The sequence below is a fragment of the Pluralibacter gergoviae ATCC 33028 = NBRC 105706 genome, assembly GCF_001598855.1.
Lineage (GTDB): Bacteria > Pseudomonadota > Gammaproteobacteria > Enterobacterales > Enterobacteriaceae > Pluralibacter > Pluralibacter gergoviae.
Genome location: NZ_BCZS01000021.1, coordinates 1 through 25,906, shown reverse-complemented (window position 1 = coordinate 25,906; position 25,906 = coordinate 1). Strand labels below are relative to the sequence as shown.

At 59.9% G+C, this 25,906-nt stretch carries 23 protein-coding genes and 1 other RNA gene; 11 read left to right on the top strand and 13 right to left on the bottom strand.

Annotated elements, in window-relative coordinates:
* Positions 1 to 118: 118 nt before the first annotated feature.
* A complete protein-coding gene (locus ENGE1_RS18585) occupies positions 119 to 757 on the top strand; it encodes a TetR/AcrR family transcriptional regulator (protein ID WP_043083609.1) in 639 nt (212 codons plus the stop codon).
* Between the two features lie 4 nt (positions 758 to 761).
* Here ENGE1_RS18585 and fumD read toward each other — a convergent pair whose 3' ends face one another.
* Positions 762 to 974: a fumarate hydratase FumD gene (gene fumD / locus ENGE1_RS18580; RefSeq protein WP_043083608.1), complete on the bottom strand. Its 213-nt coding sequence runs from the start codon at positions 972 to 974 to the stop codon at positions 762 to 764.
* Between the two features lie 419 nt (positions 975 to 1,393).
* Here fumD and pykF point away from each other — a divergent pair, with 419 nt between their 5' ends.
* The gene (pykF, locus tag ENGE1_RS18575; protein ID WP_043083607.1) at positions 1,394 to 2,806 is read left to right on the top strand and encodes a pyruvate kinase PykF; all 1,413 of its coding nucleotides are present in this window, start codon (positions 1,394 to 1,396) and stop codon (positions 2,804 to 2,806) included.
* A gap of 311 nt (positions 2,807 to 3,117) precedes the next feature.
* Positions 3,118 to 3,354 carry a major outer membrane lipoprotein gene (locus ENGE1_RS18570; RefSeq protein WP_002908860.1) on the top strand — a complete coding sequence of 79 codons (237 nt, stop codon included), beginning with the start codon at positions 3,118 to 3,120 and terminating at the stop codon, positions 3,352 to 3,354.
* A 67-nt stretch (positions 3,355 to 3,421) separates the two neighbouring features.
* On the opposite strand, the gene ldtE is transcribed toward ENGE1_RS18570, so the two are convergent.
* From ldtE to ydiJ, 10 genes are all read right to left on the bottom strand, one after another.
* Entirely contained in the window at positions 3,422 to 4,417 is a 996-nt protein-coding gene (gene ldtE, locus ENGE1_RS18565; protein ID WP_043083606.1) for a L,D-transpeptidase LdtE, read from the bottom strand.
* 98 nt (positions 4,418 to 4,515) lie between these two features.
* Positions 4,516 to 4,932 (bottom strand): cysteine desulfuration protein SufE, encoded by a 417-nt coding sequence (sufE, locus tag ENGE1_RS18560; protein WP_048254676.1) that lies wholly within the window; start codon positions 4,930 to 4,932, stop codon positions 4,516 to 4,518.
* Between the two features lie 12 nt (positions 4,933 to 4,944).
* Entirely contained in the window at positions 4,945 to 6,165 is a 1,221-nt protein-coding gene (gene sufS, locus ENGE1_RS18555; protein WP_064360669.1) for a cysteine desulfurase SufS, read from the bottom strand.
* Entirely contained in the window at positions 6,162 to 7,433 is a 1,272-nt protein-coding gene (gene sufD, locus ENGE1_RS18550; RefSeq protein ID WP_048254673.1) for a Fe-S cluster assembly protein SufD, read from the bottom strand. The genes sufS and sufD overlap by 4 nt, the downstream gene beginning before the upstream one ends.
* Positions 7,408 to 8,154 (bottom strand): Fe-S cluster assembly ATPase SufC, encoded by a 747-nt coding sequence (gene sufC / locus ENGE1_RS18545; RefSeq protein WP_043083597.1) that lies wholly within the window; start codon positions 8,152 to 8,154, stop codon positions 7,408 to 7,410. Before sufC ends, sufD begins: the two co-directional genes overlap by 26 nt.
* A 10-nt stretch (positions 8,155 to 8,164) precedes the next feature.
* On the bottom strand, positions 8,165 to 9,652 hold the full coding sequence (sufB, locus tag ENGE1_RS18540) for a Fe-S cluster assembly protein SufB (RefSeq protein WP_048254671.1): 1,488 nt from the start codon (positions 9,650 to 9,652) through the stop codon (positions 8,165 to 8,167).
* A 2-nt stretch (positions 9,653 to 9,654) separates the two neighbouring features.
* Positions 9,655 to 10,032 carry a Fe-S cluster assembly scaffold SufA gene (gene sufA, locus ENGE1_RS18535; protein WP_045287677.1) on the bottom strand — a complete coding sequence of 126 codons (378 nt, stop codon included), beginning with the start codon at positions 10,030 to 10,032 and terminating at the stop codon, positions 9,655 to 9,657.
* 330 nt (positions 10,033 to 10,362) lie between these two features.
* The gene (gene lpxP, locus ENGE1_RS18530) at positions 10,363 to 11,277 is read right to left on the bottom strand and encodes a kdo(2)-lipid IV(A) palmitoleoyltransferase (protein WP_048254668.1); all 915 of its coding nucleotides are present in this window, start codon (positions 11,275 to 11,277) and stop codon (positions 10,363 to 10,365) included.
* 364 nt (positions 11,278 to 11,641) lie between these two features.
* Positions 11,642 to 12,052 (bottom strand): 1,4-dihydroxy-2-naphthoyl-CoA hydrolase, encoded by a 411-nt coding sequence (gene menI, locus ENGE1_RS18525; protein WP_043083588.1) that lies wholly within the window; start codon positions 12,050 to 12,052, stop codon positions 11,642 to 11,644.
* Positions 12,049 to 15,105 carry a D-2-hydroxyglutarate dehydrogenase YdiJ gene (ydiJ, locus tag ENGE1_RS18520; protein ID WP_048254667.1) on the bottom strand — a complete coding sequence of 1,019 codons (3,057 nt, stop codon included), beginning with the start codon at positions 15,103 to 15,105 and terminating at the stop codon, positions 12,049 to 12,051. Before ydiJ ends, menI begins: the two co-directional genes overlap by 4 nt.
* A 209-nt stretch (positions 15,106 to 15,314) precedes the next feature.
* On the opposite strand from ydiJ, the gene ydiK reads away from it, so the two are divergent.
* Together ydiK and rprA are read left to right on the top strand one after the other, a co-directional pair.
* The gene (gene ydiK / locus ENGE1_RS18515) at positions 15,315 to 16,436 is read left to right on the top strand and encodes an AI-2E family transporter YdiK (protein WP_048254665.1); all 1,122 of its coding nucleotides are present in this window, start codon (positions 15,315 to 15,317) and stop codon (positions 16,434 to 16,436) included.
* Positions 16,437 to 16,622: 186 nt separating this feature from the next.
* Positions 16,623 to 16,730, top strand: an RNA gene (gene rprA, locus ENGE1_RS18510) — antisense sRNA RprA.
* 95 nt (positions 16,731 to 16,825) lie between these two features.
* Here the strand turns inward: rprA and ppsA are convergent.
* Positions 16,826 to 19,204 carry a phosphoenolpyruvate synthase gene (gene ppsA, locus ENGE1_RS18505; protein WP_048254664.1) on the bottom strand — a complete coding sequence of 793 codons (2,379 nt, stop codon included), beginning with the start codon at positions 19,202 to 19,204 and terminating at the stop codon, positions 16,826 to 16,828.
* 341 nt (positions 19,205 to 19,545) lie between these two features.
* Here ppsA and ppsR point away from each other — a divergent pair, with 341 nt between their 5' ends.
* The 6 genes from ppsR (at position 19,546) to ENGE1_RS18475 (ending at position 25,349) form a co-directional block, all read left to right on the top strand.
* A complete protein-coding gene (gene ppsR, locus ENGE1_RS18500) occupies positions 19,546 to 20,379 on the top strand; it encodes a posphoenolpyruvate synthetase regulatory kinase/phosphorylase PpsR (RefSeq protein WP_043083582.1) in 834 nt (277 codons plus the stop codon).
* A gap of 152 nt (positions 20,380 to 20,531) precedes the next feature.
* Positions 20,532 to 21,578 (top strand): 3-deoxy-7-phosphoheptulonate synthase AroH, encoded by a 1,047-nt coding sequence (gene aroH / locus ENGE1_RS18495; protein ID WP_043083581.1) that lies wholly within the window; start codon positions 20,532 to 20,534, stop codon positions 21,576 to 21,578.
* Between the two features lie 175 nt (positions 21,579 to 21,753).
* Positions 21,754 to 22,785 (top strand): hemin-degrading factor, encoded by a 1,032-nt coding sequence (locus ENGE1_RS18490; protein ID WP_048254663.1) that lies wholly within the window; start codon positions 21,754 to 21,756, stop codon positions 22,783 to 22,785.
* Positions 22,782 to 23,600, top strand: a complete 819-nt coding sequence (locus ENGE1_RS18485) for a heme/hemin ABC transporter substrate-binding protein (RefSeq protein ID WP_043083578.1) — start codon at positions 22,782 to 22,784, stop codon at positions 23,598 to 23,600. The genes ENGE1_RS18490 and ENGE1_RS18485 overlap by 4 nt, the downstream gene beginning before the upstream one ends.
* Complete coding sequence (locus ENGE1_RS18480) at positions 23,600 to 24,589, top strand: FecCD family ABC transporter permease (protein ID WP_048254661.1); 990 nt, start codon at positions 23,600 to 23,602, stop codon at positions 24,587 to 24,589. The genes ENGE1_RS18485 and ENGE1_RS18480 overlap by 1 nt, the downstream gene beginning before the upstream one ends.
* A complete protein-coding gene (locus tag ENGE1_RS18475) occupies positions 24,582 to 25,349 on the top strand; it encodes a heme ABC transporter ATP-binding protein (RefSeq protein WP_048254660.1) in 768 nt (255 codons plus the stop codon). The genes ENGE1_RS18480 and ENGE1_RS18475 overlap by 8 nt, the downstream gene beginning before the upstream one ends.
* A gap of 36 nt (positions 25,350 to 25,385) precedes the next feature.
* Here the strand turns inward: ENGE1_RS18475 and ENGE1_RS18470 are convergent.
* A partial coding sequence (locus tag ENGE1_RS18470) for an RNA-guided endonuclease InsQ/TnpB family protein (RefSeq protein ID WP_155731559.1) occupies positions 25,386 to 25,906 on the bottom strand: 521 nt, incomplete at its 5' end.

Sequence of the window (25,906 nt, the reverse complement as noted above, 5' to 3'; positions counted from 1 at the left end):
GTGTGTCCTTGTCAGTGTGACTGAAGGATTGACTATGAACCATAAGGTTCATTTTCGCCACTCCGGTTGCTAAGGTGTTCACTGGTCGTGTATTTTTTTCTTTTTGCCAGGAGCCGCTATGCCCGCAACGACCCACGATGATGGCCAGAGCCTGAAAGAGAAGATATTTGCCGCCGCCCTGACCATCTTTGCCGAACACGGCCTCGCCGGGGCGAGGATGGAGCAGATCGCCAGCGAAGCGCAGACCACCAAGCGCATGGTGGTCTACTACTTCAAAACCAAGGACAGCCTGTACCAGGCCGTGCTCGAGCACGTCTACACCCGCATTCGCGAAACCGAGCAGGGTCTCGGACTGGAGAAGCTGCCGCCGGTGGAGGCGCTGGTGCAGTTGGTGAAGTGGAGCGTGGTCTATCACGCCACCCACGCCGATTATATGCGGGTTATCTGCATGGAGAACATGCAGCGCGGCAAGTGGCTCAGCGTTTCCGCGCAGCTTAAGCCGCTCAACCGCAGCGCCCTGTCGATTCTGGAAAATATTCTCCAGCGCGGCCAGCGGGAAGGTATTTTCGCCGCCGGACTCGACGCCCGCGACGTGCATCGACTGATCAGCAGCTTCAGCTTTTACCAGGTGTCGAATTACTACAGCTTTAACAGCCTGTTCGGCGACGGCCCGCTGCCGGCCATTGATGAACCTCAGGTGGTGCAGCGCAACTGCGACATTGCCGTCAAAGCGGTACTACGCTTTGTGAGTGTCTGAGGCGCTACTGGCCGCTGAGGGCGGTCACCACCTTCTCCATCGCCTCGCGGGTTATTTCGCTACGCTTCATTTTCTGATTCGCCAGCGCGGTGCGCACGACGCCGGCAATAACGATGTGTTTCGGCTCCTGCCCGAGGTCGCGCATCTCCAGCACCACTTTGCCGACTACCCGGCACATCTCCTGATACAGTGCTTCATCTTTGCTGATATTACCCATAGCACACTCCGGCTAAGCTGTTAATATTCATATTATTATTACCAATGATGCGGCGCCGGGCAAAGGGTACCGCGCAAAACTGTTACCGCCGTAGAATCATTAGGTAAGGATAATGTTAAGTTCTGTGACACTCTTCTGAAACAGTGTTTTTATTTTCTTTTTGGCGGCTAAACTCGTATAATACGCGCCGGTTCTTTCTTGAATGGTTTCAGCTCATTGGACTTCATACAAAGTTGCTCAATAAATCATCCAGACTACATAGCTGATCCCCTGGCTTACTTTCCTCTGCACGCTTTTTTGATGTCACCTATCCTTATCTCGTGGCATCGCAACTCTCGTAAGACAACTTTAACCGTCGCGGCCCAACCGCCGCGGACTCAAATTCTCCAATCATTCTCAACGTAAAGACTAAGACTGTCATGAAAAAGACCAAAATTGTTTGCACCATCGGTCCGAAAACCGAATCTGAAGAGATGCTGTCGAAGATGCTGGACGCCGGCATGAACGTAATGCGTCTGAACTTCTCCCACGGTGACTACGCTGAACACGGCCAGCGCATTCAGAACCTGCGCAACGTGATGAGCAAAACCGGTAAAAAAGCCGCTATCCTGCTGGATACCAAAGGGCCGGAAATCCGCACCATCAAGCTGGAAGGCGGCAATGACGTCTCCCTGAAAGCGGGCCAGACCTTCACCTTCACCACCGACAAATCCGTGGTCGGTAACAGCGACATCGTTGCTGTGACCTACGAAGGCTTCACCAGCGACCTGAAAGTCGGCAACACCGTGCTGGTTGACGACGGCCTGATCGGCATGGAAGTCACCGCTATCGAAGGTAACAAGGTCATCTGTAAGGTGCTGAACAACGGCGACCTGGGCGAGAACAAAGGCGTTAACCTGCCGGGCGTCTCCATTGCCCTGCCGGCACTGGCGGCGAAAGATAAACAGGATCTGATCTTCGGCTGCGAACAGGGCGTTGACTTTGTGGCGGCCTCCTTCATCCGTAAGCGCTCTGATGTGCTGGAAATTCGCGAGCACCTGAAGGCCAACGGCGGCGAGAACATTCAGATCATCTCCAAAATTGAAAACCAGGAAGGCCTGGATAACTTCGACGAAATTCTCGAAGCGTCCGACGGCATCATGGTTGCCCGCGGCGATATGGGCGTTGAGATCCCGGTGGAAGAGGTTATCTTCGCCCAGAAAATGATCATCGAAAAATGTATCCGCGCGCGCAAAGTGGTTATCACCGCGACCCAGATGCTGGACTCCATGATCAAGAACCCGCGCCCGACCCGCGCTGAAGCCGGCGACGTGGCGAACGCCATCCTCGACGGTACCGATGCGGTGATGCTGTCCGGTGAATCTGCGAAAGGGAAATACCCGCTGGAAGCCGTTTCCGTGATGGCGACCATCTGCGAGCGTACCGATCGCGTGATGACCTCCCGCCTGGACTACAACCACGACGGCCGCAAACTGCGCATCACCGAAGCCGTGTGCCGCGGTGCCGTAGAGACCGCTGAGAAGCTGGAAGCCCCGCTGATCGTGGTCGCTACCCAGGGCGGTAAATCTGCCCGCGCCGTGCGTAAATACTTCCCGGACGCCACTATCCTCGCCCTGACCACCAACGAACTGACCGCGCGTCAGCTGGTGCTCAGCAAAGGCGTTGTCGCGCAGCTGGTGAAAGAGATCTCCTCTACCGATGATTTCTATCGCCTCGGCAAAGAGCTGGCGCTGCAGAGCGGCCTGGCGCAGAAAGGCGATGTCGTGGTCATGGTTTCCGGGGCGCTGGTCCCGAGCGGCACCACCAATACCTCTTCGGTACACGTACTGTAATAATTTACAGCGTATATAATATTAGATCTCACAGGCGCCCTTGCGGCGCCTTTTTTATTTACGCTTTAGCCCGATCCAATAAAAAAGCAAATCGGATTTTACTATTTAAGAGAAGGTTATCTAAGATGAATCCGATGAAAATCGCCTGTTTTCTATCAGTTTTTTGAGCTTTCTGTGCGGGTTCGATGCTTCTTTGAGCGAACGATCAAAAATAAGTGCATTCCCAATAAAAAAATATTCTCAACATAAAAAAGTTTGTGTAATACTTGTAACGCTACATGGAGATTAACTCAATCTAGAGGGTATTAATAATGAATCGTACTAAACTGGTACTGGGCGCGGTAATCCTGGGTTCTACTCTGCTGGCTGGTTGCTCCAGCAACGCTAAAATCGATCAGCTGTCTTCTGACGTTCAGACTCTGAACGCTAAAGTTGACCAGCTGAGCAACGACGTGAACGCAATGCGTTCCGACGTTCAGGCTGCTAAAGACGACGCAGCTCGCGCTAACCAGCGTCTGGACAACCAGGCTCACTCTTACCGTAAGTAAGAGTTCCTGTAATGAAATGGCGCACAGTGTGCGCCATTTTTTTGCCTGCTATTTCCCTTCCCTGCTTTTACTGCGTCACCGTCGTCTGCGCTGCCGGCGAGACATTCTGCGCTGACTGTACCGCGCCGCCCTGCGCGACGGGCGTTGCGCCAGCCGCCACCAGTATCGGATAGCCCGCGCGGCGATACATTGCTTTATCCACCAGCGCCTTATCCGTTCCCTTATCGCTCGTAAACTGCGTAAAGTTTGCCGGCAGCGTATAGCGCATGGTCTGCGTATTCTGCCCTTCGCTCTGCGACAGCGGGCGATGCACCTCCACGTAGCGCCTGCCGTCAGGCTCAGTGGCATATTTTACCGGCTGATTGATAACCCGCACCGGCGTACCGACGCGCACCTGAGAGAAGAGCGCCTTGATATCGTCGGCAAACATCCGCATACAGCCTGAGCTCACCCGCAGGCCGACGCTGGCCTGAGCGTTAGTGCCGTGGATCAGGTATTCGCCGTTGCCGTAGGCCAGACGCAGCGCGAAGCGCCCCAGCGGGTTGTTCGGACCGGCGGGGACCACCGCCGGCAGCGTCACGCCCTTAGCCAGCGAGCGCTGGCGGATGCCCGCCGGCGGCGTCCAGGTGGGGTTAGGGATCTTCTGTCCGACGCGGGTCACCATCTCCGGCGTCTCCAGCCCCTGCTGGCCGATGCCCAGCGGATAGACCTGCACCGTGCCGCCCTCCGGCGGGTAGTAGTAGAGCCGCAGTTCGGCCAGATTAACCACGATCCCCTCACGCGGCGCGTCGGGCAGCAGCAGCTGGAGCGGAATGGTCACCTGCGTTCCCGGAGCGGGCACAGGCGCGATGGTATTGTTCGCCTCGAGGATTAGCATCGCCGCCGTGTCGAAGCGCCTGGCGATGGCCTGCAGGCTGCTGTCGCCCTCCTGCACGGTATAGGTCTGGTTTTGCCCGACCAGCCGACCGCCGTTAGCCGGCAGCACGTACTCCACCGCCCAGGCGGGGAGCGAAGCCCCGAGGGCCGTAATGACTAACATTGAAAGTAAAGACGCGCGTTTCATGTGATATTCCCTTTTATTCACTGACTGACGCCAGCGTGCTAAACAACCTGCGAAGCGGTCGCCCGCTTCGCGTAACAAAATTGCTTCCTGCTGCAAGTTTAGCTAAAAGTGTGAGCCTGCGCGCGAATTGCGCGGATCATGGCTTCCAGCCCCTGCGAGCGCGAGGGCGTGAGGTGCTGCGTGAGGGCCATTTTTTCAAACCACGGGCGGACGTCGAACTCGGCAATGTCCGCGGCGCTCATGTCCGCGTAGAGAATGAACACCACGGCGATAAGCCCCTTAACGATGGCGGCATCGCTGTCGCCGCGCAGGGTCATCAGACCGTCCGGCGTACGCTCCATGACTATCCATACATGGCTCTGACAGCCCTGGATAATGTTTTGCGGGCTGTGCTCCTCGTCCGGCAGCGGCGCAAGGCGCTGGCCGAGTTCGATGATATAGAGGTACTTCTCTTCCCAGTTTGCGCAGCGGCTGAAGTTGCGCAGCAGTTTCTCTTTGTCCGGCAGTGCGGCCATGTTGTCTCCCAGTCAAGCCAATAAGCGATGTATTCGCTTCAATCCTGCCACCAGCCGGTCCACCTCTTCAAGGGTGTTGTAAACCACCAGCGACGCCCGGCACATGGCGGGCACGCCGTAAAAGGCCATCAGCGGCATGGCGCAGTGGTGGCCGGTGCGCACCGCCACGCCGTAGTTGTCGAGGAAGCTGCCGACGTCGTAGGCGTGATGTTTGCCGAGATTAAAGGCAATCACCCCTTTGCGGTTTTCAGGACCGTAGAGCGTCAGATCCGGCACCGAGGCCAGCTCGCTCAGGGCATACGCCATCAGGCGCTGCTCGTAGGCGGCAATCTGGTCAAGCCCCAGCTCGCTGACCCAGCCGAGCGCCGCGCCGAAGCCGATAATGCCGCCGGTGTTGGGCGTCCCCGCCTCAAAGCGCCAGGGCGCCTTGTTCCAGGTAGTGCCTTCGGTAAGGCTGACGGTGGCGATCATCGACCCGCCGCCCTCCCAGGGCGGCATCTTCTGCAGGATCTCCGCTCTGGCGTACAGCACGCCGATGCCGGTCGGCCCGTACAGCTTGTGGGCGGAGAAGGCGTAAAAATCGCAGTCCAGATCCTGGACATCCACCGCGTGGTGCATGATTGCCTGGGCGCCGTCCACCAGCACCTTAACGCCGCGCCGGTGGGCAACCGCGGCCATCTCTTTGACCGGATTTTCCGTGCCCAGTACGTTAGAGACCTGGGTTATCGCCAGCAGCCGGGTGTTGTCATCAATCAGGCCCGGCAGCGCCTCAAGCTGAAGCGTGCCGTCCTGATTGAGGGGAATAAACCGCAGCTCGGCGCCGCTGCGCTGGCACAGCATCTGCCACGGCACAATGTTGGCGTGGTGCTCCATCTGGCTGACAATAATATTATCGCCGCGCCCGACGTTGCTGCTGCCCCAGCTGTTGGCCACCAGGTTGATGGCCTCGGTGGTGCCGCGCGTGAAGACAATTTCTTCCGCCGAACGCGCGTTGATGAAAGCGGCCGCCTGCTCGCGCACCTGCTCCATCTGCGACGTCGCCTCGGCGCTGAGGGTATGGATCCCGCGGTGCACGGCGGCGTAGCCGCGGCGGTAGAACTCCGCTTCGGCGTCAATCACCGCATTTGGGCGCTGGGCGCTGGCGGCGCTGTCGAGGTAAGCCAGCGGCTGGCCGTTGACCTCCCGGGCAAGGATCGGAAACTGGGCGCGCACCTGGTCGACGGAAAAAGTCATACCCGGCCTCCCGGCAGCCGCTGGCCGATGCGGGCCAGGATCTGCTCTCTGATGGTTTCATCGCTAATCGCTTCCGTCAGCTCTGCGGCGAAGGCGTAAATGATCATCTGCTGGGCCGCCTGCTCACTGATACCGCGCGAGCGCAGGTAGAACAGCTGCTCGTCGTCGATGCGGCCAATGGTCGCCCCGTGGCTGCACTTCACGTCATCGGCGTAGATCTCGAGCTGCGGCTTAGTGTCCACTTCAGAGAGCTTGCCGAGCAGCAGGTTATTGTTGGTCATCTGGCCGTCGGTCTTGATGGCGTGCTGCGCGACGTTGATCAGGCCGTTAAACACCGCCCGCCCTTTGTCATTGACGATGGTCTTGTGCAGCTGGCGGCTGTTGCAGTAGCCCTTATTGTGCTCAAGCCAGGTGCGGGTGTCGCACACCTCTTTGTCCACGGGCATCACCAGGCTGTTGATGGCGAGGTTGCTGTTCTCGCCGTCCAGCCGGATGCTGGTATTGTGGCGCGACACGGCGGCGCCGAGCAGGAAGCTGTGGCTGTCAGCCCCGGCGTCCTGCCCCAGGCGGATGTCGTTGTGGGCAAAGTGGTAACCGTGGGGGTTCTCAAACGCCAGCTTGATGTGGTGCAGACGGGCGTTATCCGCCACTTCGGCGGTCAGGCGCGCGCCGGTGAAGTGGCGGCCCTCGTTGAGGCTGACGTAGTGTTCAATTACCGTGGCCTCGGCGCCCTCGGCGAGGGTAAGGTGGTGGCGATAATGGGCGGTGTTGATCGCCTCATCGCCGCCGCCCTGGGTAATGTGCAGCAGCAGCAGGGGCTTCGCCGGGCGCTGATTGCGCGCAACCGCAATGCGGGTCACGGTTTGCGACAGGCTCTCGGTCAGGTGGAGAAACACCTCCGGCTGCACCGGCGCCGGCAGCGTTTCGCGGGCATTGTCGACGGCGATAGTAAAACCGCTGTCGCAGGTTTCGTCGCTGAGCGCCGGGCTATAGACGCCGTTGACGAACACCAGCCGCAGGGCATCAACCGGCAGCGCCAGCGCATCGCGGCGGGCGGCGTCGATGTCGTCCTGTACGCTGACGAACTGGCCCGAAGTCAGCCCCTCCAGCGGGGTATATTTCCACTCTTCGTGCTTGCGGGTCGGCAGGCCGAGGCGCAGCACCTGCTGCAGATGCTGCTCAGCCTGCGGGGTGCGGGACGCGCCCTGCGCCTCAAACAGGTGGTGCCACTGCCTGAGCGCGTTACTGCTGTTCGGTAAGCCAGCCATAGCCCTGCTCCTCCAGCTGTTTGACCAGCGTGAAATCGCCCGACTTCACGATGCGGCCCTGATACAGAACGTGGACATAGTCCGGCTTGATGTAGTCGAGAATGCGCTGGTAGTGGGTGACGATGATAAACGAGCGCTTGCCGTCGCGCAGGGAGTTGACGCCCTCAGAGACAATCTTCAGGGCGTCGATGTCCAGCCCGGAGTCCGTTTCGTCCAGAATGCACAGATCCGGCTCCAGCACCGCCATCTGCAGGATGTCGTTACGCTTCTTCTCGCCGCCGGAAAAGCCGACGTTCACCGAACGGGTGAGCAGGTCTTCCGGCATCTTCAGCAGCTTGATTTTCTCTTCCATCAGATCCTGAAAATCGAAGCGGTCCAGCGCCTCTTCGCCGCGGTAGCTGCGCACCGCGTTCAGCGCGGTCTGCAGGAAGAACTGGTTGCTGACGCCGGGGATCTCAACCGGATACTGGAAGGCCATAAAGATGCCTTCGCCGGCCCGGTCTTCCGGGGAAAGTTCCAGCAGATCTTTGTCCTTAAACCGCACGCTGCCGCCGGTGACTTCGTAATCTTCGCGCCCGGCGAGGGTCGCCGACAGCGTACTTTTGCCGGAGCCGTTGGGGCCCATGATCGCGTGCACTTCGCCGGGGCGTACTTCGAGGTTGAGTCCGCGCAGGATCGCCTTGTCTTCAACTTCAACCTGTAAATCTTTAATACTTAACATTTTTTATCCTTTAACCGACGCTGTGTTCGAGGCTAATCGCCAGCAGTTTTTGTGCTTCAACCGCAAATTCCAGCGGCAGTTCTGAAAAGACGTCCTTGCAGAAACCGTTGACTATCATCGAGATAGCGTCATCTTCGCTGATGCCGCGCTGCAGACAGTAGAAAAGCTGATCTTCGCCGATACGCGAGGTGGTGGCTTCATGCTCCAGCTGGGCGCTGTCGTTGCGGCACTCGACGTAGGGGAAAGTGTGCGCCCCGCAGTCCGGGCCGATCAGCATCGAATCGCACTGGGTGAAGTTGCGGGCGTTAGTGGCGGTCGGCATGATTTTCACCAGCCCGCGATAGCTGTTCTGGCTCTGTCCGGCGGAGATCCCCTTCGAAATAATCGTCGAGCGGGTGTTTTTACCAATGTGGATCATTTTGGTACCGGTATCCGCCTGCTGGTGGCCGCTGGTCAGCGCCACCGAGAAGAACTCGCCGATGGAGTTATCGCCGCGCAGAATGCAGCTCGGGTACTTCCAGGTAATGGCCGAGCCGGTTTCCGACTGAGTCCAGGACATCTTGCTGTTTTCGCCTTCGCACAGCGCGCGCTTGGTGACGAAGTTGAGGATGCCGCCGGTGTTGTTATCGCCGGGGAACCAGTTCTGTACCGTAGAGTATTTCACTTCCGCGTCGCGGTGGATAATCACCTCCACCACCGCCGCGTGCAGCTGATAGCTGTCGCGCACCGGCGCCGAGCAGCCCTCGATATAGCTGACGTAGCTGCCCTCATCGGCCACCAGAATGGTGCGCTCAAACTGGCCGGTTTTTTCGGCGTTGATGCGGAAATAGGTCGACAGCTCCATCGGACAGCGCACGCCTTTCGGCACGTAGATAAAGGTGCCGTCGGAGGCCACCGCCGCGTTGAGGGCGGCAAAGAAGTTGTCGTTGGCCGGAACGACGGTGCCGAGATACTGCTTCACCAGCTCCGGGTGATCGTGGATAGCCTCGCCGAACGAGCAGAAGATGATCCCCTGCTCCGCCAGCTTCTCGCGGTAGGTGGTGGCGACCGATACCGAGTCAAAGATGGCGTCTACCGCCACTTCCCGCCCTTCGCGCACCGGTACGCCGAGCTGCTCAAAGGCATCCTCCACCTCTTTACTCAGATAGGCGCCCGGACCGGTTTGCTGCACCGCCCCCGGCTCCGAGGCGCAGGTGTCGTCGCACTTGCCGCACGACGGCGCAGAGTAGTAGCTGTAGTCCTGATAATTAAGCTTGTCGTAGTGGGCCTTGAGCCAGTGCGGCTCCTCCATCTTCAGCCACGCGCGATAGGCGTTCAGCCGGAATTCGAGCATCCAGTCGGGCTCGTTACGCTTTGCCGAGATGGCGCGAACCACCTCTTCGTTGATCCCCTTCGCCAGCTCATCGGTCTGCAGTTGAGTAAAAAATCCCTCTTTATAGTTGAGTTGACCGCCGGTCCAGGTGTTGACATCGTCAGTTGCTTCAGTATTACGCGACATATTTACTCCGCCTGTACCCCAAAACTCTCGCCGCAGCCGCACTCGTGCTGGGCTTTGGGATTGTGGTACTTAAAGATCTGGTTTAAGCCTTCGCGAACGTAGTCCACTTCCGTACCGTCGATAAACGGCATCGCCTGCAGCGGCACCCACAGCTTTGCGCCGTCGGTTTCAAACAGCAGGTCATCGGCTTTCGGTTCGCTGACGGTCTCCAGGACGTAAGCAAACCCTGCGCAACCGGAGGTTTTGATCCCCAGCCGTATCCCCTGCACATTTTGCTTCACGGCAAGGTCGCGCACGTGAACAGCGGCCGCGGGCGTCATGGTGACGCCCCGCCAGGAGGCCAGGTCTTGCGGATTAAAGGTTTCTGATTGCAAATCCATAGGTTCACCTTATACGTTGAAGCCATTACGGCATTGCTCTATGGTAGTGATAATGATTATCACTTCAACCCCTTGCCAGCAGGGGCTTTTACGGCAATTGCGCTTTTTTAGTTCGTTTAGTAAGCATAGACCCTTTGAATCGGGCGATGGGCTTATAATATCGATATGCAATATATTGATAAGTATTGCTTTTTACCGATAAAACACCCACTTAACTTAACAATGCAAAAAATGTATAGAAGATACCTATTTTTGAGATAGGGGGCGGTTAAGCGGGGGCTGGCGCAGGGGAAGGAAGATAACGCGCCGCAGACCGGCGCGTGGTGCAAATCAGTACAGGGATGCCTCACCCAGCGGACGCGTTTTAAAACGGCGGTGGACCCACAGGTACTGCTCCGGCGCGCGCAGGATCTCTTTTTCGATAACGCGATTCATATAGCTTGCCGCCGCCAGTTCATCTTCCTTCGGGTAGTCGGTTATTGACTCGCTGATGTGCAGGCTGTAGCCGCGGCGGTTGGCCTTGCGCACCATGGTAATGGTCAGCAGCCCCGCGCCGGACAGGCGCGAGAGTACGCGCGTGCCGTTGGTGGTCGCCGCCTGCGGCACCGAGAAAAACGGCGCGAAGGTGCTGCCCTTCGGACCATAGTCCTGATCCGGCGCGAACCATACCGCCTCACCGGCCTTAAGCGCCTGCACCAGACCGCGCAGGTTGCGCCTGTCGATCATCGCCTTGTTCGAGCGCAGGCGCCCACGAGTCTGCACCCACTCCATCAGCGGGCTATTGTGGCGGCGGTAAGTCGCCATCATTGGCCGGCACAGGCCCATTGCCCGCCCGCCCAGCTCCAGCGACATAAAGTGCACGCCGACCACCATTACGCCCCGGTTTTCGGCCAGCGCATTGGTGAGATTAGCGTACCCTTCCACGTCGAACCATTTTTTCACCCGCGCGTCGCTCCAGAACCACGCCATGCCGGTCTCGATCAGGCCCATGCCCAGAGAGACGAAGTTCTGCTCAAGCAGCGTCTCTTTGTCGGCGGCGTTCATCTCGGGAAAGCACAGCGCAATATTTCTGGCGGCGATTTTTTCCCGCCTTTTAAGGAAGGGGCGCGCGGCGCGGCCGAGGGAGGAGCCGATAATATGCAGCAGCGGATACGGCAGCTGAACCAACAGCCACAGCACGCCTAATCCCAGCCACGTCAGCCAGTTACGCGGATGCAGCAGGGAGAGGTCGAAAAATTTATTCACAGATATTCCTTACAAGCTAAAAACCCGTAGCGCATAAGGAATAAACGAAGCCATTCATCAATCTCTAAGCGATACAGCAAAGGTGCCACTACATTAATTTATCTTTAGTTCCTGGCTTCCTGACGGGGAAAGATAAAACGAAGGAGGGCGTAAAAACGCAGAACTCAGCTTGCAGTATTTGGTCGGGGAAAGATAGAGGATTAATCTGTAGCACAGCGTGCGGTTTTGAACATAATTTATAAATTCAGCATGTTAGAAAATAAAATGTCCGATTTCAGGATTATTTTATTACAATTTCGCGAACTCTCCTGAACATTCTCAATACATCAGGAGAGCGCCTGGGGCAAAGGCGCTCTCCTGCCGATCAGACGACGGCGGCGGTCAGGCGCGACACGCAGCAGAGCCGGTCGCGCTCGTCAAAAATTTCAATCTGCCACACCTGGTTGCGGCGCCCGACGTGCAGCGGGCGGCAGACGCCGCGCACCCGCCCTTCGCGCACCGGGCGCAGGTGGTTAGCGTTGACCTCAACGCCGACCACCTTCTGTTCACCTTCGGTACACAGATAGCCCGCCACCGAGCCGAGCGACTCCGCCAGCACCACCGAGGCGCCGCCGTGCAGCAGGCCAAACGGCTGCCGGGTGCGGTCATCCACCGGCATGGTGGCTTCCAGCAGATCGTCGCCGAGCCGCTCAAAGCGGATATCCAGCAGGCCGACCATATTGTTTTTGCCCATCGCATTCAGGGCGTCGAGCGTGACGCTGCGTCTCCAGATCATCCCAGTATCTCCAGTAAAGCCTGTAGCGGATGGCGAACTCCGCTGCCCTCAACGCGCTTGACCTGGCTGCGGCAGGAATAGCCCGTCGCCAGACAGCGGTTGCGCGGCAGGCGCTGCATCGCCTGCTGCCAGGAGAGCGCGTAGATGCCGAGGGAGTTGGCGTGATTTTTCACTTCATGCCCGTAGGTGCCCGCCATGCCGCAGCAGCCGACGCTGACGCTCTCCAGGCGGGCGCCGAAGCGGGCAAAAATCTCCGTCCACTGTTTAGGCGCCATCGGCAGCGCGGTAACCTCCGTGCAGTGGCCAAACAGATACCAGGCTTCTCCGGCGGCCGCTTTCGGTTCGACGTCATTGAGCGCCTGCGGCAGCCATTCATGGACCAGCTGGACCTGAAAGTCGCCGCGCCCGCTGCCCAGCGCCTGGGCGTACTCGTCCCGGTAGCAGAGCACCAGCGCCGGGTCGACGCCGACCATCGGCATGCCGAGCGCGGCGATGCGGTTAAGGAAGTCCGCCGTTTTCTGCGCGGTTCTGGCAAAACGCGTCAGAAAGCCCTTGATGTGCTGGGCCTTGCCGTTGGGCGAGAATGGCAGGACCACCGGCCGGTAGCCGAGCCGCTCGGCCAGGCGAACGAAATCAGCCACCACCTGCGCGTCGTAGTAGCTGGTAAACGGATCCTGCACCACCAGCACCGTCCTTGCGCGTTCGTCGGCGCCGAGCGCCTCCAGCTGTTCGAGGGTCATGTTCGCCGAGCGGTGGCCCGCCAGGGTCTGCTGCAGGGTCGGCGTTGACAGCAGCGGCAGGTCTATCATGCCAACGCTCTTGCGCGTCAGCCCCTGCACCCACGGCTGGCGCAGGAAGAAATTAAAGGTCTTCGGCGCGCGGGCCATCAGCGGCGCGTAGCTCTCTACGGTCGCCACCACGTGATCGCTGGCCGGGCGCAGATAGCGGGTGTGGTAAAGCTGAAGGAAGCGCGAACGAAACGCCGGCACGTCAATTTTTATCGGACACTGCGTCGAGCAGGCTTTACAGGCCAGGCAGCCGGACATTGCCTCTTTGACCTCGTGGGAAAAATCGTACTCGCCCTTACCCGCGTGCCAGCTGTTGCGGGTGCGGGCCACCAGATCGCGCAGGCTGGCGCGCTTTTGCCCCAGCTCTTTCTCCAGCTGCAGCGGATTGACGCCGCGATCGGCCAGCAGGCGCAGCCACTCGCGCACCAGGGTCGCGCGCCCTTTCGGCGAGTGGATGCGGTTGGCGGAGATCTTCATCGACGGGCACATCGGGCTTTTCGCGTCGAAGTTAAAACACAGGCCGTTACCGTTGCACTCCATCGGCCCGCGCCAGGAGGAGCGCACGGCGATGGGGATCTGCCGGTCGTAGGTGCCGCGCTTAACCGCATCGACCTTCATCATCGGTGCGTCAACGCCCTCCGGGGGGCAGATTTTGCCCGGATTAAGCCGGTTATCGGGATCGAAGGCCGCCTTCACCTTGCGCAGCTCGGCGTAAAGCGCCTCGCCGAAGAACGCCGGGCTGTACTCGGCGCGGAACCCCTTGCCGTGCTCGCCCCACAGCAGGCCGCCGTATTTGGCGGTCAGGGCCACCACCTCGTCGGAGATTTGCTTCATCAGCATCTCCTGCTGCGGATCGCACATATCCAGCGCCGGGCGCACGTGCAGCACGCCGGCATCAACGTGGCCGAACATGCCGTAGCTCAGGCCGTGACCGTCGAGCAGCGCGCGAAACTCGGCGATATAGTCCGCCAGGTGCTCCGGCGGCACGCAGGTGTCCTCGGCGAAAGGAATGGGCTTAGCGGCGCCTTTGGCGTTACCGAGCAGACCGACGGCTTTTTTACGCATCGCGTAAATGCGCTCAATGCCGGCAAGCTCGGTGCAGAGCTGCCAGCCGATCACGCCGCCCTCGCCGGCTTTGATCAGATCGTCGAGCCGATCGCACAGCGCGGCGACCTGGCTTTCGATAAGCTCAGCATCGTCGCCGGCAAACTCAACAATGTTAAGGCCGAGCATCTCTTTATCCGGCACGTCGGCGATCAGTTCGCTGACCGAGTGCCAGACAATATCTTCCCGCGCCAGATTGAGCACTTTAGAGTCGACGGTTTCCACCGACAGCGCCTTCGCCTCGACCATAACGGGCGCGCTGCGCAGGGCCGAGTCGAAGGAGTCGTACTTGACGTTCACCAGCCGCCGCACCTTCGGCAGGCGGGTAATATCCAGCCGCGCTTCGGTGATAAAGGCCAGCGTCCCCTCTGAGCCGGTGAGGATGCGCGTCAGATCAAATTGGCTCATGCCGTCGTTGAAGACGTGGCGCAGGTCGTAGCCGGTGAGAAAGCGGTTAAGCTTCGGAAACTTATCAACGATCAGCTGCCGGTTCTCTTTGCAGCGCTCGTAGACCGTGCGGTAGATGCGCCCGCTGGCGGACTGCTCTTTCGCCAGCGTTTCCGCCAGCTGCACCGGCATCGGCTGAGTATCGAGGAGATCGCCGCCGAGCAGAACGGCGCGCACGCCGAGAACGTGATCGGAGGTTTTGCCGTACACCAGCGATCCCTGCCCCGAGGCGTCGGTATTGATCATCCCGCCAAGGGTGGCGCGGTTGCTGGTCGAGAGTTCCGGCGCAAAGAAGTAGCCGTAGGGCTTCAGAAACTGATTAAGCTGGTCCTTAATGACCCCGGCTTCCACCCGCACCCAGCCCTCCTCCGGGTTAATCTCGATGATGCGATTCATATAGCGGGAAAGATCGACCACAATACCCGCGTTAAGCGACTGGCCGTTGGTGCCGGTACCGCCGCCGCGCGGGGTGAACACCAGTGAAGCGAAGCGCGCCTCAGCCGCTACGCGCGCCAGCAGGGCGACGTCCGCGGTTGAGCGGGGAAAGATAACCGCATCGGGAAGCAGCTGATAAACACTGTTGTCGGTCGCCATCGTCAGACGATCGGCGTAGCGGGTGGCGGTATCGCCGGTAAAACCCTGTTGCTCCAGCTCCTGTAAAAAATTCACTACCAGCTGCACCACTCCGGGCGCCTGCGAAATTTGTGGGATCATGTTGCGTTGACCCTGCCTGATATTGTTGTTTGATGGAGAGTTGTGTATTTCTTTTAATCATTTGCATATTGCGTTTTCGTTTTACCACATTTTTTACTTATGCGCTTATCCGATTTGAAAGCGATCATGGTCACGAAATTATTGATATTATTATCGGTAAGCGCATTTTTCATGCGTCCTTTGCGGCGCATCTATAAAGGTAAAAACGAATGACAACCCCCCACCATCCCCGGGATATACCGCAGGTTCTGCTGTCGGTGCTGTTTCTGGGACTTATGATCGTTGCGTGTCTGTGGATCCTGCAGCCCTTTATTCTGGGCTTCAGCTGGGCTGCAATGATTGTTATTGCGACATGGCCGATGCTGAAAAAGCTTGAGCGCACGCTGTTTGGCAAGCGCATTCTCGCCGTGCTGGTGATGACGCTGCTGCTGCTGATCCTTTTTGTGGTGCCCATTGCGCTACTGGTCAATAGCCTGGTCGAGACCAGCGCGCCGCTGATTCACATCATTACCGCTGGTAACCTCGCGCCGCCGGATATGGCCTGGCTTAACAAAATTCCGATGGTGGGCGACAAGCTTTACGCCGCCTGGCACAGTCTGCTGGAGATGGGCGGTGCGGCCATCATGGCCAAAGTGCGCCCCTACCTCGGCACCACCACCACCTGGTTTGTCGGCCAGGCGGCGCACATTGGCCGCTTTATGGTGAACTGCGGCCTGATGCTGCTGTTCAGCGCCCTGCTCTACTGGCAGGGCGAAAAAGCGGCCTTCGGCGTGCGCTATTTCGCCACCCGCCTGGCGGCAACCCGCGGCGACGCGGCGGTGCTGCTGGCGGGCTCCGCCATCCGCGCCGTGGCGCTCGGCGTGGTGGTCACCGCGCTGGTGCAGGCGGTATGCGGCGGCATCGGGCTGGCGGTTGCCGGCGTGCCCTACGCCACGCTGCTGACGGTGGTGATGATGTTCTCCTGCCTGGTACAGCTCGGGCCGCTGGTGGTGCTGTTGCCATCGGTTATCTGGCTCTACTGGAGCGGGGACAGTACCTGGGGCACGGTGCTGCTGATCTGGAGCTGCGTCGTCGGCACTATGGACAGCATTATCCGCCCGGCGCTGATCCGCAAAGGCGCAGATTTGCCGATGGTGCTGATTCTGGTGGGCGTCATCGGCGGCCTTATCGCCTTCGGCATGATAGGCCTGTTTATCGGTCCGGTGCTGCTGGCGGTCACCTGGCGGCTGTTTGATGCCTGGGTCCAGGAAGTGCCGCCGCCGCCGAGCGACCAGGAGCAGCTGATTGAGGAGCTGCAGGAGCTGCAGACCAAAACCTGCAAGCGCGATTGACCCCGCCGGCCCGGTGCCCCGCACCGGGCCTATACTTAAACAGCGCTAATTAATCCTTGCAGCAAAACCGCTGTCACTGGCAAAAAAGACTAATTCTTCCCGGTTATATCAAAGACTCTTCACATTCTATTAACTATTAAGAGCAATCCGATCGACGTAAAAAAGCTTGATGCTTACTATTATCACACGGTTATAAATCAACGGCTTGATTTATAAGCATGGAAATCCCCTGAGTGAAACAACGAATTGCTGTGTGTAGTCTTTGCCCATCTCCCACGATGGGCTTTTTTTTCGCCCGCGCACTGATGGCCAGCCGCAGAGTTCACCGCCGGTGAGCATTTCAGGTTCATAAGGAAAAAATCCCCGGCGGCTGCCGGGGAGAGAGAGGGTTATTTTTTCAGTTCCGCAAGGCTGAGCCAGGTCTGCACCACGGTGTCCGGGTTGAGGGAGAGGCTGTCGATGCCCTCCTCCATCAGCCAGGCGGCAAAGTCCTCGTGGTCCGACGGCCCTTGGCCGCAAATGCCGACGTATTTGCCCTGCTTTTTCGCCGCGCGAATGGCCATCGACAGCAGCGCCTTCACCGCCTCGTTGCGCTCATCGAACAGTTCAGACACCACGCCGGAGTCGCGGTCCAGCCCCAGCGCCAGCTGGGTCATGTCGTTTGAGCCGATAGAGAAGCCGTCAAAGTGCTCAAGGAACTGCTCGGCCAGCAGGGCGTTGGACGGGATCTCGCACATCATGATGATCTTGAGGCCGTTCTCACCGCGCTTCAGGCCCTGACGCGCCAGCTCCTCGACCACGGCCTTCGCCTGATCGACAGTACGCACGAACGGGATCATTATCTCAACGTTAGTAAGGCCCATGTCGTTGCGCACCCGCTTAACCGCCTCGCACTCAAGCGCAAAGCAGTCGCGGAAGCTCTCCGAGACGTAGCGACCGGCGCCGCGGAAGCCGAGCATCGGGTTTTCTTCCTCCGGCTCGTAGCGCTCGCCGCCCACTAGGTTGGCGTACTCGTTGGACTTAAAGTCGGAGAGGCGAACGATAACGCGCTTCGGATAGAACGCCGCGCCAAGCGTCGCGATACCTTCGGTCAGGCGGCCGACGTAGAACTCTTTCGGCGAGTCGTAGCCTTTCATCATCTCGCGGATTTCGTCCTGCAGCTTCGGCTCCTGGTCGTCAAACTCCAGCAGCGCGCGCGGGTGAACGCCGATCATGCGGTTGATGATGAACTCCAGGCGGGCCAGGCCAACGCCCTCGTTCGGCAGGCAGGCAAAATCAAAGGCGCGGTCCGGGTTGCCGACGTTCATCATGATCTTAAGCTCCATCTCCGGCATGGTTTCGACGCTGGAGCTTTTGACGCTGAAGTCAAGCATTTCGGCATAGACGTAGCCGGTATCGCCCTCGGCGCAGGAGACGGTCACCAGTTGATCGTCTTTCATGCGCTCGGTGGCGTCACCGCAGCCAACCACCGCCGGAATGCCCAGCTCGCGGGCAATAATCGCCGCGTGGCAGGTGCGCCCGCCGCGGTTGGTGACAATAGCCGCCGCCTTTTTCATGATCGGCTCCCAGTCCGGGTCGGTCATGTCGGTGACCAGCACGTCGCCGGGCTGAATGCGGTTCATTTCGCTGATGTCGTGAATTACCTTCACCGCGCCCGCGCCGATGCGGTGGCCGATGGCGCGCCCTTCGGCAATAATTTTACCCTGCGAGTGCAGCGTGTAGCGCTCCATCACCTGGCCGCGCGAACGGACGGTTTCCGGACGGGCCTGAACGATGAACAGCTTGCCGGTATGACCATCTTTCGCCCACTCGATATCCATCGGGCGACCGTAGTGTTTCTCAATCTGTACGGCCTGCTTCGCGAGTTCCTGCACCTCGGCATCGGTGAGCGAGAAGCGGTCGCGATCGGCCTGCGGCACGTCCTCGATGGTGACCTGTTTGCCGTGCTCCTGGCTCGGGGCGTAGATCATGCGAATTTTCTTCGAGCCCATGGTGCGGCGCACGATGGCCGGGCGGCCTGCGGCGAGGGTTGGCTTGTGAACGTAAAACTCATCCGGGTTGACCGCGCCCTGCACCACCATTTCGCCCAGGCCCCAGGCAGAGGTAATGAACACCACCTGATCGAAACCGGACTCGGTATCAATGGAGAACATGACGCCGGAGGAGGCGAGGTCAGAGCGCACCATGCGCTGTACGCCCGCCGACAGCGCTACGCCGCGGTGATCGTAGCCCTGATGCACGCGATAGGAGATGGCGCGATCGTTAAACAGGGAGGCGAATACGTGTTTTACCGCCACCAGCACGGCATCGTAGCCCTGCACGTTAAGGAACGTCTCCTGCTGCCCGGCGAACGAGGCGTCGGGCATATCTTCGGCTGTCGCCGAAGAGCGAACGGCAAATGAGGCCTCAGCGTCGTCCGCAGAGAGCTGGTCATAGGCCTGATGAATAGCCTGCTCCAGCTCCGGCTGGAACGGCGTGTCGATGATCCACTGGCGAATCTGCGCCCCGGCTTTCGCCAGCGCAGAGACGTCGTCAATGTTGGTTTCATCCAGCAGTTGATAGATACGCTGGTTGACTCCGCTCTGGTCGAGAAACAGATTGAAAGCATCAGCCGTGGTGGCAAAACCGTTGGGTACGGAAACGCCCAGGTCGGACAGATTAGTAATCATTTCACCCAGGGAGGCATTCTTGCCTCCAACGCTGTCTACATCATTCATGCCGAGTTGGTTGTACCAACGCACTAGCGGAGACGAGCCATTGTTGGACATCGAAACAATTCCTTATATGAATATGAATTTAGATAAGTGCCAGAACCTGTCTGGCTTCACATTAATAGTCACATATTTCGTCAGCGTTATAAAACGGTGAATCGTTCAAGCAAATAAATTTCCTGTTTTTTAGGAGGGATCCGTTTTTCACGTAACCACATGATTCTGCTGCATTCCCACACAAAACCACGGTATAATTTCATTTACGAACGAATAAAAATGCACTATTTTAAAAATAAAACGATGTTTCATTATTGAAATTTGCGCCCCCCATTACATCGTGGTATTTATTTTTAATATAAGCTTTCAGTCAATTAAGCCAAACAAAGCGGATGGTCAAAATGGATAATGCTGTCGATCGCCACGTATTCTATATTTCTGACGGGACGGCGATCACCGCCGAGGTGCTGGGCCACGCGGTCATGTCCCAGTTTCCGGTCTCGATCAACAGTCTGACGCTCCCCTTTGTGGAGAGCGAAAGCCGCGCCCGGGCGGTAAAAGAGCAAATCGATGCCATCTTCGAGCAGACCGGCATTCGCCCGCTGGTGTTTTACTCCATCGTTCTGCCCGAAATCCGCACCATCATTTTGCAGAGCGAAGGTTTCTGCCAGGACATCGTGCAGGCGCTGGTGGCGCCGCTGCAGCAGGAGCTGAAGCTCGACCCGACGCCCGTCGCCCACCGCACCCACGGCCTGACGCCCGGCAATCTGACCAAGTACGACGCGCGCATCGCCGCTATTGATTACACCCTGGCCCACGACGACGGCATTTCGCTGCGCAATCTCGACCAGGCGCAGGTGATCCTGCTCGGCGTCTCCCGCTGCGGGAAAACCCCCACCAGCCTCTATCTGGCCATGCAGTTCGGCATTCGCGCCGCGAACTATCCGTTTATCGCCGACGATATGGATAATCTCGCGCTTCCCGCCTCGCTGAAGCCCTACCAGCACAAACTGTTTGGCCTCACCATCAATCCGGAACGCCTGGCGGCCATCCGCGAGGAGCGTCGGGAAAACAGCCGCTATGCATCTCTGCGCCAGTGCCGGATGGAAGTCACCGAAGTCGAAGCCCTGTACCGCAAAAATAAGATCCCGTGGCTCAACAGCACCAACTATTCGGTCGAAGAGATCGCCACCAAAATGCTCGACATCATGGGTCTGAGCCGAAGGATGTACTAACACACTAGTACAATGCATCAAAATCCGCTAAACTCCTGTTCGTTGTTTGATGCGCATCACATTCTACCTTGAAATACCCGTTGATTGGTTTAATGTGATGCCCATCACTTCCGGCACTCCTGCCGCGAAGACACCACATTCTGAGAAACCCAATGAACAGAACAGATGAACTGCGTTCGGCGCGCATCGACAGCCTGATCACCCCGGCGGAACTGGCGCAGCGCTATCCGGTCTCTGCGGAGGTTGCCGCGCACGTGACGACCTCGCGCCGGCGCATTGAAAAAATCCTCAACGGCGAGGATCCGCGCCTGCTGGTGATTGTCGGCCCCTGCTCGATCCACGACCTCGATGCCGCCATGGACTACGCCCGCCGCCTGCAGCCGCTGCGCGAGCGCTATCAGGCGCGCCTTGAAATTGTCATGCGCACCTACTTTGAAAAACCGCGCACCGTCGTGGGCTGGAAGGGGCTTATCTCCGACCCGGACCTCAACGGCAGCTACCGCGTTAACCACGGTATTGAGCTGGCGCGCCGCCTGCTGCTGCAGGTTAACGAGCTGGGCGTCCCGACCGCCACCGAGTTCCTCGATATGGTGACCGGCCAGTTTATCGCCGACCTGATAAGCTGGGGCGCCATCGGCGCGCGGACCACGGAAAGCCAGATCCACCGCGAAATGGCCTCGGCTCTCTCCTGCCCGGTGGGATTTAAAAACGGCACCGACGGCAACACCCGCATCGCGGTAGACGCTATCCGCGCCGCCCGCGCCAGCCACATGTTCCTGTCGCCGGATAAAAGCGGCCAGATGACGATATACCAGACCAGCGGTAACCCCTACGGTCACATCATCATGCGCGGCGGCAAGGCGCCAAATTATCATGCCGGCGATATCGCAGCGGCCTGCGACACGCTGCGCGAGTTCGACCTTCCGGAGCAGCTGATCGTGGACTTCAGCCACGGCAACTGCCAGAAGCAGCACCGCCGCCAGCTGGATGTCTGCGATGACATCTGCCAGCAGATCCGCAGCGGCTCCACCGCCGTTGCCGGTATCATGGCGGAAAGCTTCCTGCAGGAGGGCACGCAGAAAATTGTCGCTGGCAAACCGCTGGTCTACGGTCAGTCAATTACCGATCCCTGCCTCGGCTGGGAAGACAGCGAACTGCTGCTGGAAAAACTGGCCGCCGCGGTAGAGTGCCGCTTCTGACCCACCTCTGGCGCCGGGAATCGTTCTCTTCCCGGCCCGTTCACCTCTCTTTCTCCTTTCCTGAAGTTTACAAAATTGTTGCCGAAACCTCGGTTTTTTTGATAATGATTATCATTGCCAAATTGATTGCCCTGTTTAACCAGGCACCGCCGGTTCCGTTACCAAGGAAAAGAAAATGACCCACTACGCACGCTGGCTGAACCTCAAAGAAGAAAACCCGGGTAAATACGCCCGCGACATCGCGACGCTGATGCAGATCGGCGAAGCCGAACTGGCCTACGCCCGCGTCGGTCACGACGCCCGCCGCCTGCAGGGGGAGATCCGCGAGGTGCTGGCCGCGCTCGAGGCGGTCGGCGAGGTGAAGTGCATCTGCCGCAACGAGTATGCCGTCCACGAACAGACAGGCACCTTCAGCAACCACTACCTGAACGGCCACGCCGGGCTGGTACTCAATCCGCGCGGCCTCGATCTGCGCCTGTTCCTCAACCAGTGGGCCAGCTATTTTCATCTGCAGGAGATCACCCCGCGCGGCGAGCGGCAGAGCATTCAATTCTTCGATCATCAGGGCGACGCCCTGCTGAAAGTCTATGCCACTGAAGCGACCGATATGACCGCCTGGGATGCGGTGCTGGCGAGGTTCGTGACTGAGGATAATCCCGGCCTCGCGCTGACAGCCGCCGCACAGCCTGCCGATTCCGCCGCCGCCGATTCCGCCGGCGATCTTGAAACAGAGTGGCGCGCAATGACCGACGTCCACCAGTTCTTTTCCCTGCTCAGGCGCCACGGCCTGACCCGCCAGCAGGCGTTTCGCCGGGTCAGCGACGATCTGGCCTGCCGGGTGGATAACGGCGCCGTGGCTACTCTGCTGGAGCGCGCGCGCCGCGACGCCAATGAAATCATGATCTTCGTCGGCAACCGCGGCTGCGTGCAGATCTTCACCGGCGCGCTGGAGCAAGTGGCGCCGATGAAGGGCTGGCTCAATATCTTCAACCCGCGCTTTACCCTCCATCTGCGCGATGACGCCATCGCCGAGAGCTGGGTGACCCGCAAGCCGACCGCCGACGGTCACGTCACCAGCCTTGAGCTGTTCGCCGCCGACGGCACGCAGATAGCCCAGCTGTACGGCCAGCGCACCGAAGGCCAGCCCGAGCAGGGCCTGTGGCGGCAGCAGATCGAAGGGCTGCTGCAGGAAGGGCTGACCGCATGAAGCGTCTGTTCGCCCTGCTGACCGCCCTGCCGCTGCTGGCCGGCGCGGCGGAGCATCAGGTCGTCGCCCTCGGCGGCGACGTGACCGAAATCGTCTACGCCCTCGGTGCCCAGGATGAACTGGTGGCCCGCGATACGACCAGCACCTGGCCTCCCCAGGCGCTCAAGCTGCCCGATGTCGGCTATCTGCGCCAGCTGAACGCCGAAGGCATTCTTGCCGCCCATCCGGACATCGTGCTGGCCAGCGCGCAGGCGCAGCCGTCCCTGGCGCTGAAGCAGGTGGCGCAGAACGGCGTAAAAGTGGTCACTATCCCCGGTCGGGACGACATCAGCGTCATTGATGAGAAAATACGCCTCGTGGCCCAGGCGCTGGATAAAAAGGCCGAGGGTGAAAAGCTGCGCCAGCAGATGAAAAGCAAACTGCAGTCCGTCCCGACGGCGCCCGTCGATAAGCGGGTGCTGTTTATCCTCAGCCACAGCGGAATGAACGCCATGGCCGCCGGACAGGACACCGGCGCCGATGCGGCGATCCGCGCGGCGGGTCTGAAAAATGCCATGCAGGGCTTCAGCCGCTATCAGCCGCTCTCCCAGGAAGGCGTTATCGCCAGCCGCCCGGACCTGGTGGTTATCTCCGCCGACGGGGTAAAAAGCATGGGCGGCGAAGCGGCACTGTGGGCGCTGCCGGGCCTGGCGCAGACGCCGGCCGGGCGCAATAAACAGGTGCTGCTGGTGGACGATATGGCCCTGCTGGGGTTCGGCATCCGCACGCCCGATGCGATACAGGCCCTGCGCCAGAAAGCCGGGCAGCTGCCCTGATGTCCGCCGCGGTTAACCGCGCGCTGTGGTGCCTGCTGCTGCTGCTGGCGATCCTCACGCTGTGCGCCACCACCTTTGGCGCGATGAAGCTCCCGCTCCGCGCGCTGTGGCACGATGAGAGCGGCCTGCGGCAGATCTGGTTCACCATCCGCCTGCCGCGGGTGCTGCTGGCGCTGGCTATCGGCAGCGCTCTGGCGCTGGCGGGCTGTCTGATGCAGGGACTGTTCCGCAATCCGCTGGCCGATCCCGGCCTGCTCGGCATCAGCAGCGGCGCGGCCCTGGCGGTGGCCTTCTGGGTGGTGCTGCCCTTCTCGCTGCCGGCGGGGATGATGCTCTATGCGCCGATGCTGGCGGCCTTTATTGGCAGCCTGGCGGTGACTTTTATCATCTTTCTGCTCAGCCAGCGTCGGGAAAGCTCCCTCTCAAGACTGCTGCTGGTAGGTATCGCCATCAACGCCCTGTGCGGCGCTGCGGTCGGCGTCCTGTCGTGGCTCAGCAGCGACGCTCAGCTGCGGCAGCTTTCGCTGTGGGGCATGGGCAGCCTCGGCCAGGCGCAGTGGTCCACGCTGCTGGTCTGTGCCTCGCTGCTGCTTCCGGCGGCGGCGCTGGCCTGGCGGCTGACGAAACCGCTCAATCTGCTGCAGCTCGGCGATGAAGAGGCCCACTACCTGGGGGTTAACGTGCGCCGGGTGCAGCGTCAGCTGCTGATGTGCAGCGCGCTGCTGGTAGCCGCCGCCGTGGCGGTCAGCGGCGTGATTGGCTTTGTGGGTCTGGTGGTACCGCACCTGCTGCGCATGTGGCTGGGGGCCGATCATCGGGCGGTGGTGCCCGGCTCGGTGCTGGTGGGCGCCATTCTGCTGCTGGTCGCCGACACGCTTGCCCGCACGCTGGTGGCGCCGGCAGAAATGCCCGTCGGCCTGCTCACCAGCCTGCTCGGCGCACCGTGGTTTCTGTGGCTGATTTTCCGCCGGGGAGGCGTACGTGGTTAACAAACTGCGGGCCGAAAATCTGACGTTCTCCTCCGTGCTGCGCGATATTTCTCTGACGTTAAGCCGCGGCGAACTGGTGGCGCTGATCGGCCCCAACGGCGCCGGTAAATCGACGCTGCTGCGGCTGCTGACGGGATTTCTGCCGCCGGACGGCGGCCGCTGCCTGCTGGAAGATAAGTCGCTGGCGGCGTGGTCAACCGAGGCGCTATCGCGCCGCCGGGCGGTAATGCGCCAGCAGAGCCGGCCCGGCTTCGACTGGCCGGTCGGGCAGATTGTGGCGATGGGCCGCGCGCCCTGGCCGGACGACACGCGCGGCGGCGCGGTGGACGAGGTCATGCACCTGACCGGCTGCGCGCCGCTGGCCGACCGCCGCTACAGCACGCTTTCCGGCGGCGAGCAGCAGCGGGTGCAGCTCGCCCGCGCGCTGGCGCAGCTGTGGGTCAACGGCGCGCCGCAGGGCTGGCTGTTTCTCGATGAGCCCACCTCCGCGCTGGATCTCTATCACCAGCAGCACCTGCTGCGGCTGCTGAAAAAGCTCACTATCGCAGGCGAACTTCACGTCTGCGCGGTGCTGCACGATCTGAACCTTGCCGCCCTGTGGGCCGACCGGCTGCTGCTGCTTCACCGGGGCGAACTTGTCGCTCAGGGGACGGCGCAGCAGGTGCTGCAGGCCGACAGCCTGCGGCGCTGGTACGGCGCCGAGGTGGAGATCGGCCGCCACCCGCAAAGCGGCGCCCCGCAGGTGTTCCTCAGCCCGTGACTGCTCCCCGCCCTGTCGGGCGAGGCTTCCCACTTCTCAGGCCGCAACCGTCTGTGTGACGGATTTACGCTGGCCTCCATGGGCAGAAACGACGAGTCCCGCCGCTTGTAATTCCAGTATGCCCTTGCGTTCGATGTTGAGCGCCGCGTTGATATCGCGGTCATGCTCAACGCCACACGCCGGGCACTGCCATATACGCTTATGTAATGGCATTTCCTGCATCTTGTGACCGCAACAATGACAGGTTTTCGAACTGGCGAACCATTGATCCAGTTTCACCAGATGCACGCCTTTCTCTGCTGCTTTATATTCCAGTTTTGTAATGAATCCAGCCCATCCCGCATCGCCTATCGCACGAGCCAGATGGGGGTTTTTCATCATATTTGCCGCTTTCAGCGTCTCGACAATTACCGCCTGGTTTTCGTCAACAATTGCGCGAGATAACTTGTGCTGGAAATCGGCACGGGCACTGGCTACCCGTTCGTGAACGGCTGCAAGTTGTATTCGGGCTTTACGTCTGTTAGCGCTTCCCTTTTTCTTACGGGAGAGTGCTTTTT